14 protein-coding genes and 2 pseudogenes are annotated in these 15,276 nt (G+C 71.8%); 7 read left to right on the forward strand and 9 right to left on the reverse strand.

Annotated features, from left to right (window positions below; all coding sequences use genetic code 11):
- Positions 1 to 173: 173 nt before the first annotated feature.
- Both ACY0MR_RS01295 and ACY0MR_RS01300 read left to right on the forward strand, forming a co-directional pair.
- Positions 174 to 1,097, forward strand: a complete 924-nt coding sequence (locus ACY0MR_RS01295; RefSeq protein ID WP_473558433.1) for a serine hydrolase — start codon at positions 174 to 176, stop codon at positions 1,095 to 1,097.
- Positions 1,098 to 1,141: 44 nt separating this feature from the next.
- Positions 1,142 to 1,369, forward strand: a complete 228-nt coding sequence (locus ACY0MR_RS01300) for a hypothetical protein (protein WP_473558436.1) — start codon at positions 1,142 to 1,144, stop codon at positions 1,367 to 1,369.
- Between the two features lie 33 nt (positions 1,370 to 1,402).
- On the opposite strand, the pseudogene ACY0MR_RS01305 reads toward ACY0MR_RS01300, so the two are convergent.
- The 6 genes and pseudogenes from ACY0MR_RS01305 to ACY0MR_RS01330 all read right to left on the reverse strand — a co-directional run.
- Positions 1,403 to 2,503, reverse strand: a pseudogene (locus tag ACY0MR_RS01305) (SpoIIE family protein phosphatase); the annotation flags it as partial.
- A gap of 222 nt (positions 2,504 to 2,725) precedes the next feature.
- Positions 2,726 to 3,319, reverse strand: a pseudogene (locus ACY0MR_RS01310) (ATP-binding cassette domain-containing protein); the annotation flags it as partial.
- 156 nt (positions 3,320 to 3,475) lie between these two features.
- Entirely contained in the window at positions 3,476 to 4,030 is a 555-nt protein-coding gene (locus tag ACY0MR_RS01315) for a hypothetical protein (protein WP_388800413.1), read from the reverse strand.
- A gap of 306 nt (positions 4,031 to 4,336) precedes the next feature.
- Positions 4,337 to 4,771, reverse strand: a complete 435-nt coding sequence (locus ACY0MR_RS01320; protein WP_473558439.1) for a YdeI/OmpD-associated family protein — start codon at positions 4,769 to 4,771, stop codon at positions 4,337 to 4,339.
- A 38-nt stretch (positions 4,772 to 4,809) separates the two neighbouring features.
- Positions 4,810 to 5,469 carry a glyoxalase gene (locus tag ACY0MR_RS01325; RefSeq protein ID WP_473558442.1) on the reverse strand — a complete coding sequence of 220 codons (660 nt, stop codon included), beginning with the start codon at positions 5,467 to 5,469 and terminating at the stop codon, positions 4,810 to 4,812.
- 257 nt (positions 5,470 to 5,726) lie between these two features.
- Positions 5,727 to 6,263, reverse strand: a complete 537-nt coding sequence (locus ACY0MR_RS01330; protein ID WP_473558444.1) for a DM13 domain-containing protein — start codon at positions 6,261 to 6,263, stop codon at positions 5,727 to 5,729.
- Positions 6,264 to 6,660: 397 nt separating this feature from the next.
- On the opposite strand from ACY0MR_RS01330, the gene ACY0MR_RS01335 reads away from it, so the two are divergent.
- Complete coding sequence (locus tag ACY0MR_RS01335; protein ID WP_361856633.1) at positions 6,661 to 7,917, forward strand: extracellular solute-binding protein; 1,257 nt, start codon at positions 6,661 to 6,663, stop codon at positions 7,915 to 7,917.
- Positions 7,918 to 8,102: 185 nt separating this feature from the next.
- Entirely contained in the window at positions 8,103 to 8,654 is a 552-nt protein-coding gene (locus ACY0MR_RS01340) for a DinB family protein (protein ID WP_473558447.1), read from the forward strand.
- 60 nt (positions 8,655 to 8,714) lie between these two features.
- Here ACY0MR_RS01340 and ACY0MR_RS01345 read toward each other — a convergent pair whose 3' ends face one another.
- The gene (locus tag ACY0MR_RS01345) at positions 8,715 to 9,734 is read right to left on the reverse strand and encodes a hemolysin family protein (RefSeq protein ID WP_388800399.1); all 1,020 of its coding nucleotides are present in this window, start codon (positions 9,732 to 9,734) and stop codon (positions 8,715 to 8,717) included.
- Positions 9,731 to 11,047 (reverse strand): hemolysin family protein, encoded by a 1,317-nt coding sequence (locus tag ACY0MR_RS01350; RefSeq protein WP_473558451.1) that lies wholly within the window; start codon positions 11,045 to 11,047, stop codon positions 9,731 to 9,733. The genes ACY0MR_RS01345 and ACY0MR_RS01350 overlap by 4 nt, the downstream gene beginning before the upstream one ends.
- Before the next feature lie 871 nt (positions 11,048 to 11,918).
- Here ACY0MR_RS01350 and ACY0MR_RS01355 point away from each other — a divergent pair.
- The 3 genes from ACY0MR_RS01355 (at position 11,919) to ACY0MR_RS01365 (ending at position 13,946) form a co-directional block, all read left to right on the forward strand.
- Complete coding sequence (locus tag ACY0MR_RS01355) at positions 11,919 to 12,920, forward strand: sporulation protein (RefSeq protein ID WP_473558452.1); 1,002 nt, start codon at positions 11,919 to 11,921, stop codon at positions 12,918 to 12,920.
- Between the two features lie 128 nt (positions 12,921 to 13,048).
- Positions 13,049 to 13,624 carry a TerD family protein gene (locus ACY0MR_RS01360; RefSeq protein ID WP_404080897.1) on the forward strand — a complete coding sequence of 192 codons (576 nt, stop codon included), beginning with the start codon at positions 13,049 to 13,051 and terminating at the stop codon, positions 13,622 to 13,624.
- A 70-nt stretch (positions 13,625 to 13,694) separates the two neighbouring features.
- Positions 13,695 to 13,946 (forward strand): twin-arginine translocase TatA/TatE family subunit, encoded by a 252-nt coding sequence (locus ACY0MR_RS01365; protein WP_388800389.1) that lies wholly within the window; start codon positions 13,695 to 13,697, stop codon positions 13,944 to 13,946.
- 111 nt (positions 13,947 to 14,057) lie between these two features.
- On the opposite strand, the gene ACY0MR_RS01370 is transcribed toward ACY0MR_RS01365, so the two are convergent.
- Positions 14,058 to 15,233 carry a phospholipase D-like domain-containing protein gene (locus ACY0MR_RS01370; RefSeq protein WP_403314431.1) on the reverse strand — a complete coding sequence of 392 codons (1,176 nt, stop codon included), beginning with the start codon at positions 15,231 to 15,233 and terminating at the stop codon, positions 14,058 to 14,060.
- Positions 15,234 to 15,276: the final 43 nt, after the last annotated feature.

A 15,276-nucleotide genomic window follows, 5' to 3' on the forward strand; every position in this document is an offset into this window, starting at 1 on the left:
CGGGCGCGAGGGGGAGGATGCCCGGTTCCGGGTCTCGTGCACGAAGCCGGCCACGGCGGCGGGCATCGGCGACGGCGCCCGGTCCCCCGGGCTCGTACAACCATCCGGGCGCTCGCGAGTCATAGACGGTGAGTGCGCCGTAAGCGCGTTCGTCTCGTTTCCAGGGGGACCCCATGAATCACCACATATCCCTGCGCGCCCGGGTGCTTCCGGCGGTGGCCGCCGCCGGAGTGCTCGTGCCCGTGGTCGCGGGCGCGGCACCCGCCGCGGCCGCCACCACGCCGCAGGTCAGCTGTACGTCGGGCAAGGCGGGGCTCGCGGCCAAGCTGCAGAGGGACATCACCGCCGCGCTCGCCTCCCGCGGCGGCACGGTCGCCGTCGGACTGCGCGACCGCTCCACCAACACCACCTGCACCCTGCGCGCCACGACCTCGTACGACTCGGCCAGCGTCGTGAAGGTGACCGTCCTCGCCACCCTCCTCTGGGACGCGAAGAAGACCGATCGGCGCCTGACCACGCGCGAGTCCGACCTCGCCACGGCGATGATCACCACCTCCGACAACGCGGCCACGAGCTCCCTGTGGAACCAGCTCGGCGTCTCCAAGGTGAAGGGCTTCCTGGCCGCTGCCGGCATGACGCGGACGGTGCCGGGGTCGGGCGGCTACTGGGGGCTCACGCAGATCAACGTGACGGACGAGCAGAAGCTGCTGTCGCTGATCACCGCCAGGAACAGCGTCCTGAGCGACGCCTCCCGTGACTACATCCTCAAGCTGATGGGGCGCGTGGTCAGCTCGCAGAAGTGGGGCACTCCCGCGGGTGCGCCCTCCACCGTGTCCGTACACGTCAAGAACGGCTGGCTGCAGCGCTCCACGCGCGGCTGGCGCGTCCACAGCGTCGGTGCGTTCAAGGGCGGCGGCCACGACTACACCATCACCGTGCTCACCGACGGCAACGGCACGATGAGCCAGGGCGTGAACACGATTCAGGCGGTGTCCAAGGTGATCCACCGGGACCTGATCCCGACGTCGGAGGCATCGGCCCGCTACAGCCCGCCCATCCAGGTCAAGGAGGCGCACGTCCCGGTGCCCAGGGGCTGACGCCGGACCGGTGGTCGCTGGCCGCCACGCCCCGGGTGTACCGGGTGCCGGAGCTGTGGCCGGGCTGGACGGTGGAGTTCTGGCAGGACGACTGGCGCCGGCACCTGCGGGCCTCCGTCCTCTTCCGCCCGGCGCCGTTCGAGGCCGGGGAGTGCGCCAGAGCCGCGGTGCTCGTCCGGGCCGGGGAACGTCGGGACGCGCGGGTCCGCCACCGCGCCCTGGTCGCCCGCCTGGGGACCGTACAGGACCGGTCCCGGGCGGGGGAGCCGTGACCGCCACGGTGACGACTCCAGGAGACGCGTCGATCAGGGCAGTTGCTGCTCCGCCCAGATGATCTTCCCGTTCCCCGTGTACCGCGTGCCCCACCGCTGGGCGATCTGCCCCACGAGGAAGAGGCCCCGGCCGCCCTCGTCGGTGTCCGCGGCCAGTCTCAGCCGCGGCGACGTGCTGCTCGCGTCGGCGACCTCGCAGATCAGCGTCCCCGCGTACACCAGTCGCACCCCGATCGGGGTGCCGCCGTACCGGATGGCGTTCGTGACGAGTTCGCTGAGGATCAGCTCCGTGCCCAGGACCAGGTCCTCCAGGCCCCAGCGGCGCAGCTGGGCGGTGGCCGCCGCCCGGCTGACGGCCACCGCCGAGGGGTCCGGCGGAACGTTCCACTCGGCGATCCGGTCACCGGGCAGGGCGCGGGTTCGCGCGACGAGCAGGGCGATGTCGTCGGCCGAGTCCGCCGGCAGCATCGCCCGGAGGACGGCCTGGCAGGTCTGTTCGGGACTGTGCCCGGAGTGCGACAGCGCGGTACGCAGCCGGTCCAGGCCCTCGTCGATGTCCCGGGTCCGCGACTCCACCAGCCCGTCGGTGTAGAGCACGAGCCGGCTTCCTTCGGGGACGTCGAACTCGATGGTGTCGAAGGGCAGTCCGCGCAGCCCGAGCGGCGGTCCGACAGGTGTGTCGGGGATGTCGGGGGTGCCGTCGGGGCTCACCACGATGGCGGGCATGTGTCCGGCGCGGGCCAGCTGGCAGCGGCAGGTGACGGGGTCGTAGATCGCGTAGAGGCAGGTCGCGCCGACGACGGCGTCCTCGCGGCCGCCGGCCGTCTGCTGGTCGTCGATACGGGCGACGACCTCGTCGAGGTGGGTGAGGAGTTCGTCGGGCGGCAGGTCGAGCATGGCCAGGTTGTGCACGGCGGTCCGCAGTCGCCCCATGGTGGCGGCGGCGTGCAGCCCGTGCCCGACGACGTCACCGACCACGAGCGCGACCCGGGCGCCGGACAGCGGGATCACGTCGAACCAGTCCCCTCCCACCCCCTCGTGCGCCGGGAGGTAGCGGTGGGCCGCCTCGACGGCGTCCTGCGCCGGCAGCCCGCGTGGCAGCAGGCTCTGCTGGAGGGTCACCGCGAGGGGGTGGCCGCCGCTGATGGCGGCCGCGAGCTGCTCCTGACTGGTGTACCGGGCTTCGAACTCGCCGCCGTTGCGGCCCAGCCGGAGAACGGCGATGCGATCGGCGACGGCCTGGACGTCGTCGAGGTTGTGGCTGACCATGATCACCGCGTGCCCCTGGTCCCGGAGCCGACGGATCAGGTCGAGCATGCGCGAGGTCTGCTCCACGGTGAGCGTGGCAGTCGGCTCGTCCAGGACGACCAGTTCGGGCCGGCCCAGCAGCGCCCGGGCGATGGCGACCGTCTGCCGCTGCCCCAGGCTGAGCGCCTTCACGGGGGTCCGGATGCCGGGGAGGCTGATCGCGAGCCGTTCGAGGAGCGCGAGGGACCGTTTCTCCATCTCGATCTGCCGCAGCACCCCGAACCTGCGCAGCTCGCGGCCCAGATACAGATTGGCGACCACGTCCAGGCGGTCGACGAGCGTCGGGTCCTGGTAGACCGTGGCGATGCCGAGCCGTTGGGCGTCGGCGGGACGGCGCAGCTCGACGGGGGCGCCCCGCCACTCGACGGTCCCGCCGTCCGGCGGGACGACTCCGGAGACGGCCTTGACCAGGGTGCTCTTGCCGGCTCCGCTGTCCCCGACCAGTCCGAGCACCTGGCCCCGGTCCACGTCGAGGTCGACGGAGTCGAGGGCGACGACCCCGCCGAAGTGCTTGGTGATCCCGCGCAGGGACAGCAACGGCCCCCTGGGCACTGGCCCACCTCCACCCTGTCGGCGTCTCGTCGGATCCGGCGGCTCCCGCGCCGGTCGCCGTTGGCGGCGGCTGCCGCGCTCGGTCCGCACCCGGTCGCCGCCGGTCGCGGCTGCCCGCCCCGGGAACCTCCAGCAAGGGTTGTCCAGCCCGGTCCCGGCTCCGTGAACCGCACGGACGGGACACGCGGGAACGCCCCGTTCGGCGGCACACCCCGGCCGGCGGGAGCGACCCGGTCGGCCCGGCCGTCAGTGCGCCGGGCGCGGCTGCGGGCGGGTCGTCCCCGGGAGGCAGCGGACCGCCGGGTTGTACGTCGTGAACTGTCCGTGGGGGTTCTTCTTCCACAGCCAGAGGTGCAGGGCGTAGTGGACGGGCTGCCCGGGGAAGTTGCCCCGGTTGGGGCCCTTGAAGGGCATCCCGAACATGCTCGGCCGGTCGTCGTCCGTCTTCGGGTCCTGGTCGCGGTCGTACACCATCCACTGCACGGCGACGAGCCGCTTGCCGCCCTTGCCGTCGTCCTCGTAGAAGAGGGCGGTGGGCTTCGCGGGGTCGGTCGAGTTGTCGTAGGCGTGGTTGAAGTGGGGGTATCCCAGCGCGCCCGTGCCGTTGGCCCGGTCGAGGACGCAGTACTGGTCGGGTCTGTAGCCGGCCCGCACCCCGTTCTCGTGCTGCTGGTACGGGGCGGTGGCCCGGTACGTGACCGCCTTGGCCGCGGCCGCGCCGCCGGGTTCGGGGGCCGCGACGGCGGGCGTCACGGCGAGCGCCGTGGCGCCGGCCAGGATCAGGGCGAGCGTGCGGGCCATTCGCGGACTCCTCGACGGTGACGGGGCTGGGATGCCCCTCAGCCCTTCCCCTCCGGGCCCCGCCCGTCCCAGGGACGGTCCGGACGGAGGACACCCGGCCGGGCGAGCCGGACCGGTCCGATCGCGGACGGGCGTCACGGGGATGCGTGCGTCACCGCCGGGTCGGCGGCGTCTCTCCGCGGGCGAGGGCGTCCGCTCGGGGTGCGCCGGCCCCGACGTCAACGGAACGGCGGCCTCAGCCGGAGATCCAGGTCAGCGGGGGCGTCGACCGACTCGATGATCCGGATGACAGCGAGCCGCCCGGGGTCAGCCCCGGAGAGCGGCGACGGCCCGCTCGATGCGCCGGCGGCGCGTCTCGGGCCTCTTCGCGCTCTCGACGGCCCGTACGTGCTCGCGCTTGCGACCGGGGGTGAGGCCCTCGTACGCGGCGCGGGCCACGGGGTCGTCGTCCAGCGCCTGTGCGAGGTCCGGGGGGACGACGACGCCGCGCGGCTCGGTGTCGAGCTCCAGCTCCACCTCGACCTCCTCGCCGATCTCGACACCGGCGGCCCGCCGGTTGGCGTTGCTGAGACCGAGCAGGTGCCGGCCCCGCAGGATGGCGACCCGGCTCTTCCAGGAGTGGCCGTTGAGCGTGATCGTCACCGGTGGCCGCGCACCCCCGTCGAGCGCGGCCACCACCTCGGGCGGGACTTCCAGACCCCGCATGGGCTCGGGCGGCTCGACGCGGGTGTGGAATCTCATGGTCTGTCTCCTGTCGTTCGGCCGGCGGGACGGGGCGGTCAGTCCTGCGTGGGGGCGGGCGGCCCGACGGGCTCCCAGGCGAAGCCGTCCAGGTCGGTGAAGGCGTCGGCGGAGCCGCCGAGGACGACGCGGTGCGAGCCGGTGCCGTCGACGGGGACGCCGAGGTCCTTGGCGAGGGCGCGGCGCTTGTAGAGCGCCAGCTTCACGGGGCAGGAGGGGCCGGGGGCGAACTCGGCGTACTTGCCGCCGAAGCTCCTGGCCACGGTCAGGCCCCGACCGACGTAGAACTCCTTGGTGGCCTTCACGTCCTCGACGCCGATCAGCAGGACGACCTCGTCGATCTCGCGGGTGGCGGGGCCGGTGTCCTTCTTCGCCGAGGTCGCGATCTTCCAGATCGCGCCGTCCGGCGCCTGGACGACGCCGCCGTAGCCCCACAGGGACTTCGCGGCGGGCTTCAGCACGGTGGCGCCGGCCTGCACGGCGGCCTCGACGAAGCCGTCGACGGTGGCCGGGCCGGAGACGGTGAGCGCCATGGTGAAGCCGCGGAATCCGGTGCTGTGCGCCTCGGACGCCCGGAGGGCGACGCAGGCGTCCACGCCGAAGGCGCGGTAGAAGCGGCGGGCGGCGTCGAGGTCCGCCACCTCGAGGGTGACGGAGACGAGGGACGTGGTGACTGCGGTGTCAGTGGTGGTTGCCATGCAGACAACGCTAGGGACTGTCCGGCGGCCGGGCTTCTTGATTCCTGACCACCTGAGAGGGCGGGCCGGGCCGCGTAGACACGGCGGGGTGCCGGGCCGCGTACGGACCGCGGGGGGGGCGGGCCGCATACGGACCGGGGGCGGGCCGCTCCCCATGGCGGGGGCCGGGCCGCGTACGTACGGCGGGGTGCCGCGCCGCGTACACCCGACGGGGTGCCGGGCCGCGTACGCCGGCCTCCCCACCCGCACGCCTCCGCCTACGCCGTCGCCCCGGAGAGTTCCGCCGCGCCGAAGGACACGTCGAAGCGATCGCACCAGATCGCGACGCTGGAGTAGTCGCCGAGGCTCAGACCGGCCGGGATCGCGTAGTTCTGATCGCCCTTGTTGCCTTTGAGCTTGCCGAGGCTGACGTGCTTCCCGTCGTCGAACACGCGCCAGCCCGCCGTGCCCTCCTTGACCGGGGCGTCCGTGAGCCATACGCGCAGGTCGGGTCCGTTGCTCGTGTCCAGCCCCTCCAGCCTGAGCAGATGGGAGCCGTCCGCGAGCCGGACGACCTTGGCCGTGCCCTTGGTGGCGTGCTCATGGCTGATGAAGGAGCCTTCCGTCAGGGTCTCCGGCCCGGCCGGCGGCGCCGCGGTCGTGGAGCCGGCGCCCGAGGGGGCGGCGGTCGGCTTCTGGGTGGCGGCGGGCAGGGCTTCGCTGACCGTCCGGTCCTGCCAGAGCCTCCACGGCTGGAACCAGTACAGCCCCACGGCCAGGGCTGCCGTCAGTGCCGTGACGAGAGCGATCGTCATCGGCCCGCGCCTGCTGCCACGTACCCGCTTCATCCCACGTCTCCCCGCTCCGCGTGGCACCCGAAGGCCGGGTGCGTTCCGGTCGCATTGAACCGAATGCCGACCGCCCGGGCCAATGCGCCCCGAGGGCGGCGACGTGGCCCGGCTGTCGCCCGACCTGAAGCACCGCCCTTCGTCCATGCTCCACTCCGTAGCCCCTGGTGGACATGACGGAGGGTCTACGCGCATCGTTCCGGGCCTTGTTCCTAGCGGAAGACACCACCGGGAATGGCCCCGCTTGGAGCTAAGGCCACACATGTTCGACAAAGTGCGAAAGAGGGACGTGTACGGGAGAGAATTCCGGACGCACTGTCCAAAAGATCCAGAGGAAACACCCGTGCGAAGAAGACTCTTCGGTATGACCGCCTCGGCGGCCGCGTTCGGAATCCTGGGCTCCCTCGTGACGGCCTGCGGCTCGCCCGAGAGCGACGGAACGACGCTGCGGCTCGTGGTCCCCGAATACGGCAACAGCCCGGCGACCAGCTCCAAGGCGTACTGGGACCAGCTGTCCGTGGCCTTCAGCGCGGCCCACCCCGGCAAGAAGATCGAGGTGACGCTCTACCCGTGGGCCGACGTGGACCGCGAGGTCACGCGCATGGTCGCGGAGGACAACGCCCCCGACGTGGCTCTCATGGGCGCGTACTCCGATTTCGTCGCGCAGGACCGCCTTTACGCGGCCAGCGAGGTGATGTCGATCAGGACGGAGTCGAACTTCCTGCAGCCCCTGGCGGAGGCGGGCTCGATCCGGCGCAATCTCTACGGTCTGCCTTTCGTGGCGAGCAGCCGGCTGCTCTTCTACAACAAGGAACTCTTCGAGAAGGCGGGCGCCAAGCCCCCGAAGACCTGGTCGGACCTGAAGGAGGCGGCCGAGGCGCTCAAGGAGCAGAACGTCCTCTACCCGTACGCGCTCCCGCTCGGCCCCGAGGAGGCGCACGCGGAGGCGCTGATCTGGGAGCTGAGCAACGGCGGCGGGTACACCGACGGCAGCGGCGCCTACAGCATCGCCTCCGAGCAGAACACGGAGACGTTCCGCTGGATCAAGGACAACCTGGTCACACCCGCCCTCACCGGCCCGGTCCCCCCGGCGCAGCTCGACCGGCAGGACGCCTTCGCGGCCTTCCTGCGCGGTGACGTCGGCATGGTCAACGGCTACCCCTCGCTGCTCCACGAGGCCAAGGCGAAGGGCATCGAGGTCGGGACGCTGCGCATGCCGGTGTCGGACACCCTCGGGGACGGAAAGGTCCCGCCGGCCGCGGGCGTCGCCGACTGGATGATGGCCTTCAAGCGCGAGGGCAACCGCGAACTGGTCGGTTCGTTCCTGAACTTCGTCTACGAGGACAAGAACCTCAAGGAGTTCGCCGGACGCTACAAGCTCCTGCCGTCGACGGTGACCGCCAACCAGGAGTCGGAGAACGCGGCCGACGACCCGAGTGCCGAGCAGTTCCTGAGCGCCCTGCGCACGGCCGAGCTCTACCCGGTCGACGACCCTTCCTGGCTCCAGGTCAGCAACACCATCAAGCGCAACATAGGCAAGGCCGTCGCGCCGGACGCCGAGCCGAAGGCCGTGCTGGAGGACATAGCGCGGCAGGCCGAGGAGGCGTCGAAGGACAAGTAGGCGAAGCACGAGCAGCGGTCGGGGCCCTGTCGTCAGGGCGCCAGGGAACCGGCGGCGACGGCCGCACCCCTCCCCCGGTTCCGCCTCCCGCGTCGGCCGCCCGATCGGCGGCGCCTCCTACGGATCCGCCGCGTGGCAGGTCGCCCTCGGCGCGCCCCCGGATCCGTTCGCTAGGGTCATCGATCATGACCCAGCACACGGCCGACGCATGGCCGGAACCTCCCCTCGCCGGCACCGAAGCGGAAGCCGTCGTCGGCGCACTCGAACGCCAGCGGGCCACGCTCGCCTGGAAGTGCTCCGGCCTGGACTCGTACGGACTCCACACGTCCCTCGGGCCGTCCACGGTCACGCTCGGCGGGCTGCTCAAGCACCTGGCGCACGTGGAGGACAGCCACTTCGCACGGCTCTGGCTCGGCACGCCCGTCGGCGCCCCGTGGGACGAGGTCGACTGGGAGAGCACCCCCGACTGGGACTACCGCTCCGCCGCCGGCGACACCCCGGAGCGCCTGCTCGCCCTCTGGCAGGAATCGGTCGCCCGCTCCCGCGTCATCGTCGACGAGGCTCTCTCCAGGGGCGGGCTCGACCAGCTCGGCGCCTTCACCACGAGCGACGGCGAGCGCCCCAACCTCCGGCGCATCCTCCTCGACCTCGTCGAGGAGTACGCCCGCCACGCCGGTCACGCCGACCTCATCCGTGAGTCCGTCGACGGGCTCACGGGTGAGGACCCTCCTCGGTAGGGCACCGGCGGGGCGGGTCCTCGCCCGTCCGGTGGGGAGGCCGGGGCGGACCCGCCGCGGTCAGACCGTCTGGGGCCCCATCAGTCGGACCAGGAGGTCGTCGAGGCTGACCAGACCGGTGAGCGTCCCCTGGTCGTCGCGTACCACGGCGAGCGAGGAGCGGCGGCGGCGCAGCTGCTCGACGGCCTCGGACACCGTGGTGGCCGTGGTCAGTTCGGGTACGGGGCGGGCGAGGTCGCGGGCCGTGCGGACGCGTCCTCGGGTACGGGCGACCAGGGCGTCCCGGGCGTGGACGGAGCCGAGGAGGTGGTCGCCGTCGCGGACCAGCAGACGGGAGCGGTCGGCCTCGGAGGCCCGGGCGAGGAGCATGTCGAGGTCGGCGTCGGCGGGCACGGTGACGATGTCCGCGGCCGGGGTCTGGAACTCCGCCAGGGGGGTCTGCGGTTCGATCAGCGAGCGGGTGATGAGCTGGGAGTCGGTCTTGTTGATGAGGCCGAGGCGCTCGGACTCCTCCACGAGGTGCGTGAGCTGTTCGCGGTTGTGCACGGCCGTCAGCTCGTCACGGGGCTGGACCCGGCACATCCGGACGAGGCCGTTGCTCACCTTGTTGAGGATCCAGAGCAGCGGTCGCACCACCTTGACGACGGCGCGGAAGGCCGGTGTGAGGAGCATCGCGGACCGCTCGGGGTGGGCGATGGCCCAGGACTTCGGCGCCATCTCGCCGAGGACCATGTGGAGGAAGACGACGACGATCATGGCGACAGCGAACGCGATGCCGTAGCTGAGGGTCGTCGGCAGTCCCAGCTCGACCAGCAGGGGGTCCAGCTCGTGCGAGATCGCCGGCTTGGAGATGGAGCCGAGTCCCAGGGTGCAGATGGTGATGCCGAGCTGGGCGCCCGCGAGCATCAGGGACAGCTCGCGCATGCCGGCGAGCGCGGCCTTCGCTCCGCGTCGGCCCTCGGCGACGGCCTTCTCGATGCGGTGCCGCCTGGCGGCGACCAGCGCGAACTCGGCCGCGACGAAGAAGCCGCTACCGACCAGCAGCAGGACGGTGATGAAGACGGCCATGGGGAAGCTCATGCCGGGGCCTCCTCGGCGGCAGACGGGACGCGTGCGAGACGGACGCGGTCGGGGACGTGGCGGTCGAGGCTGAGGACCTCGATGCGGACGTCGTCGACGGTGAGGCGGTCCCCGATGGTGGGGAAGCGGCCGAGGCGGTCGATGATCAGTCCGGCGACGGTGTCGTAGTCGTCGTCCTCGGGCAGCGTGATGCCGGTGGCGTCCTCGATCTCGTCGAGGCGCCGGCCGGCGTCGACGCGCCATCCGTCGCCGTCCGGGGCCGCCAGGGTCACCACCGTGTCGCTCTCGTCGGCGATGTCCCCGACCAGTTCCTCGGCGATGTCCTCGTAGGTGACGACGCCGGCGACGCCGCCGTGCTCGTCCAGGACGACGGCGAACTCGTCGTCGCGCTCCCGCATCTGCGCGACGGCCTGCGGCAGCGGCAGCGTGTCGGGGAGCAGCAGCGGGCGCCTGGCGGCCTCGCCCGCCGTCGTGGTGCCGAAGACCGCCGCGGGCAGGCGCATGAGCTCGTTCACGCCCAGGACTCCGGCGATGTCGTCGGGGTGGTCGCCGAGGACGGGGTAGTTCGAGTGGCCGTGCCGGGCGATCAGCTCCACGGCTTCGTCGAGCGTGGCGTCCTTCCGTACGAAGACGGCGTCCGCGCGGGGCACCATCACCTCGTTCATGGTCCGCTCGGAGAACTCCAGGGCGTGGTCGAGCAGCTCGGCGGTGTCGAGCGGCAGCTCGCCCTGCTGGTGGGACTCGCCGATGAGATGGCTGAGCTCTTCGAGGGTGGCGCCGTGGTGCAGTTCCTCGACCGGCTCGATGCCCACCTTGCGCAGCACCTTGTTGGCGGCGCTGTCGAAGACGTGCACGACGGGGCCGACGACCTTCAGGTAGAGGAGGGTGGAGGGGGCGAGGGACTTGGCGAGCCGTTCGGGGACGGCGAGGGCCAGGTTCTTGGGCGCGAGTTCCCCGAGGACCATCTGCAGGACCGTCGCCACGACGAAGGCGAGGACGACGGAGATCACCGAGACGGCGCCGTCGGAAAGGCCGGTGCCGTCCAGCGCGGGCTTGATCAGCGCGGACACGGACGGTTCGGCCAGGAAGCCGACGACCAGGCCGGTGACGGTGATGCCGAGCTGGGCGCCGGACAGCATGAACGAGAGCCGTTCGAGGACCTTCAGCGCGCGGGCCGCCCGCTTGTCCCCGGTCTCGGCCTCGCGGGCGAGCGCGAGCCGGTCGGCGGCGACGTAGGCGAACTCCTGGGCGACGAAGTAGCCGGTTCCGGCGGTCAGGACGAGGACGGCCAGGAGGCCGAGAGCGGCGTTCATCGGGCGCACCCCTCCGGGGTGGCGGTGGACGTCGGTCTGGCGGACAAGAAGCGGCTCCTTGCAGAAGGGACGGGGTCTTGGAAGGGAGTATCGGGGCTGCGGAGGACGACGCACCGGAGGCGGGAGGCCGCGTCACACGGCGGCGTGAGGGCGGTGGGCGCGTCGCGGTGGTCCTCGGGGGTCACACGGCCGCAGGGGGCTCGGAGGCGGCAGGCGCCGGGAGCGGGGCCCGCGCCGGCGCCTGCGGCCGGGCGGCGGTCGTCCGGAGGGCGGGCGACGGGGCGGACCCGGGCCGAGGCACGGCGGATCCGGGCGCCGGTGAGGCGGCGCGGGCCGGGGCGGTCCCGAGGGCGGGGAGCAGCTTGAGGACTTCGTTCACCGCGCGACACCTGCTCGCTCGCCGGACGGCGGGAGGCGGGGTTCGGCGCGGCCGGTACTCGGAGGCTCCATCGTGGGCCCGTGGCTCCTTCGCGGGAACGAGGTGGTGTGCGGACGGAGGTGGGATCCTCCGGTTTCTACACCCACTGTAAAGGACACGAGCCGCGCGTCCACTGTTCGATCACTCACACGTCACGGGTCGGGGCTCCGCTCGCCGCGGCGCGGACGCCTTCGAGGGCGGGAAGGCCCAGCCGCCCATGCCCCTCCCCTCGGCCACCGAGAAGCACCTCGGCAGCAGCTTGAAGGCTGTTTTCGGACGTTCCCCGTGAACCTGTCGGGACGTCACTTCGCATCGCCGCACCGCCCCTATGCTCTACACCGTTGTAGAGCTCAGCGGGACGGGTGCAATCCCTTCCGCGACCCGCGGAGGACCGCTCCGCGGGCGGCCCGGGCATCCCGGACCACAGGTACGAACGAAGGAGTGGACGCCACGATGGTGTTCAAGAGACTGCTCGGCTCGCTCGGTGTCGGCGGCCCCGCCGTGGACACGGTGCTCGACCCGGGTGCGGCCGTCCCCGGCGGAACGCTCAGCGGACAGGTGCACCTCACGGGCGGCGGCGCCGACTTCACCATCGAACACATCGCCCTGGAGCTCGTCGCCCGCGTCGAGGCCGAGCACGACGGCGGCGAGTGCGAGGGCACGGTCGCCTTCGAACGCTTCATCGTCGGCGGGAACTTCCGCCTCGCCGAGGGGGAGCGGCGCAGCATCCCCTTCAGCGTGACGCTCCCCTGGGAGACGCCGATCACGGAGCTGTACGGCCAGGGCCTCGGGATCGCCCTCGGCGTGCGGACCGAGCTCGGCGTCGCGGGCGCGAAGGACAAGGGCGACCTGGATCCCGTCGCCGTACGTCCGCTCCCCGCCCAGGAGGCGGTCCTGGAAGCCCTGGGGCAGCTCGGCTTCGGTTTCAGGTCGGCCGACCTCGAACTCGGCCACATCCGGGGAACCGGTCAGCAGCTGCCGTTCTACCAGGAGATCGAGCTCACCCCCGCCCCGCGCTACGCGCACCAGGTCACCGAGATCGAGGTGACGTTCCTGGCCGGACCGGCCGGACTCGACGTCGTCCTGGAGGCCGACAAGCGCGGCGGGATGCTCTCCCAGGGCCACGACGCCCTCACGTGCTTCACGGTCGGCCACCAGGGGGTCGAGCACGTCGACTGGAACGCGGAGGTGGACGGATGGATCCGCCGACTGGTCGAGAGTCGCACTCCTCACGCCGCTCATGCACCGCACCCTCACGGCGGGTACGGCGACGGGCACTACGGGGAGGACCACGGTCACGGTCACGACCGGCGCTCCGGCCCCGGCATGGGCACCGCCGTCGCCGCGGGCGCCGCCGGGCTCGCGGTGGGCGTCGTCGGCGGCATGGTGGCCGCCGAAGTCGTGGACGAGGTGGGCGACTTCTTCGAGGGCGACGACGAAGGCGACGAGGGCTGATCTCCGCCCCGCGGGGAGGGGGCACCGGATCCCCCTTCTCATACGTTTCTACATCACTGTAGATTCGGCTGTTCCATCACACTGCGGTTCGACGCGAGCGTCCGACGCACGGCACGGAAGGAAACGACATGGGTGTGAGCCTCGCCAAGGGCGGCAACGTCTCGCTGAGCAAGGAGGCGCCGGGGCTGACCGCCGTACTCGTCGGCCTGGGCTGGGACGTGCGCACGACGACGGGCAGCGACTACGACCTCGACGCGAGCGCCCTGCTGCTGAACGAGGCCGGCAGGGTCGGCTCCGACCGGGACTTCGTCTTCTACAACAACCTGACCAGCCCGGACGGTTCGGTCGAGCACACCGGTGACAACCTCACGGGTGAGGGCGACGGTGACGACGAGGCGATCAAGGTGAACCTCGCGGCGGTGCCCGCCCATGTGGCGAGGATCGTCTTCCCCGTCTCCATCCACGACGCGGACCACCGCGGCCAGAGCTTCGGCCAGGTGCGCAACGCCTTCATCCGCGTCGTGAACCAGGCCGGTGGCGCGGAGCTCGCCCGGTACGACCTGTCGGAGGACGCCGCGACCGAGACCGCCATGGTCTTCGGCGAGCTCTACCGGCACGGCAGCGAGTGGAAGTTCCGCGCGGTCGGGCAGGGGTACGCCTCCGGTCTCGCCGGCATCGCGTCCGACTTCGGCGTCAGCGTCTGACGCCGGCTCCGCCCTTCGTGAGCAGCCCGCTCCACACCTCTGAAGCAGTCCGGCGAGAAAGCGGAGAGCAGTGTTCGGAATCAGCGAGATCGCGATCATCCTGATCGTCGTCATCGTCCTGCTGGGCGCCAAGAGGCTCCCCGAGCTGGCCCGCAACGCGGGCAAGGCGGCCCGCATCCTCAAGAGCGAGGGCAGGGCGATGAAGGCGGACGGCGCCGCCGTCGAGCCCCGGGCCACCTACCAGGTGAAGCAGCCCCACCCGGGCGATCGCCCGGCCGCGGGCGACCCGTACGACGCCGACTCGGGCCGGCCCCGCGCCTGACCGGACGGTCGTGCCCGTCCCGGCCTGGGCCGGGGCGGGCACGACCTCGCCCCGCGGGGCGAGGGGGCACGCCCGGTGTCGCCGGATGCGCCGGTCACACCGAGCGGCCGGTCACTGCAGGACGGCCTGGGCCCGCATGGCGAGGAAGTTCGCCTTGTAGGCGTCGTGCGCGGCGGCGCCCTCCAGACGGATGAGGGCCTCGTCGTTCTCCCGAAGGGAGGAGACGTCCAGGTTGTGCGAGCCGGTGAAGGTCCACTTCGTGTCCGGGTGCCCGGCGTAGTTGCCCTCGACGAGCAGGTACTTCGAGTGGACGAAGTAACCGCCGGCATCGAGGTGGTAGGGCTTGATCCGGGCGTGGCCCTGCAGGGTCGGAAGGTCGTTGGAGTCCTTGTAGACGATCTCGATCCAGCAGTCCTGGTCGGCGAGCGAGCGCAGCTTCGTCGCGATCTCGTCCCGGTGCAGGGCCCACGCGGAGATCCGCACGATCGTCTTGTGGGAGGTCGTGCCGGTGGTCGTGTTCCCGGTGCAGGAGACGTTGTTCAGGAACCCGAGCACGACGTCGCCGCTCTGCTGCGGGAAGAAGTAGTACTTCGCGTCGCCGGCCTCGCCCGTCCGGTAGTAGTCGCTGTTCTTGCTCATGGCCGCGAGGTCGTTGAAGTAGTCGGTGTACGCCGTGTAGAGGGCGGTGTTGCCCACGATCGTGTAGGCGTTGTTCCACTGGCGGGTGGTCGACGACACCGTCTGGTTGGCGGAGCTCTGGATCACCACGTCCTCCGCGACGCCCGCGTCGCCGACACGGGAGAACGTGAAGAACTTGTTGTGGTTGATCGGATTGGTCCCGCCCGCCGCGATGCAGGCACCGCCCGCGCTGCACACCTGCACCCAGGAGTTCTGGGACTTGTCGGTGCCGAGGGCGGCGATCAGGTTCTGGGCGGGCGCCGGAGCGGGGGCCTCGACGGACTTGTGGTCCAGGACCACGCGGACGTTGACGCCCCGCTGGTCGGCGGCGACCAGGGCGTCGGTGAAGTCCTGGTCCTGCATGACGTACAGGGCCGCCCGCAGGGTGCGTCCTGCCTGGGTCTTGTCGATGGCCGCGATGATGTGGTTCTTCACGGCGTCCTGCTCGGCCGCCGTCCCCTTCGGGTTGTTGAAGACGGCGCCCGTGACGACGGGCGGCGCGCCCTCGGCGGCGGCGGGGGCGACAAGCGAGAGAACGAGGGCGAGGGCGACCGACACGGCCGCCCAGAAACGCTGGCGTATGACTCCTCCTCGGCTGGATGGTGGCATGAGCCTGCCATGCCGTACGAAGGGCAGGGACGGAGGGTCCCCG

Source organism: Streptomyces sp. JN8, assembly GCF_055808075.1.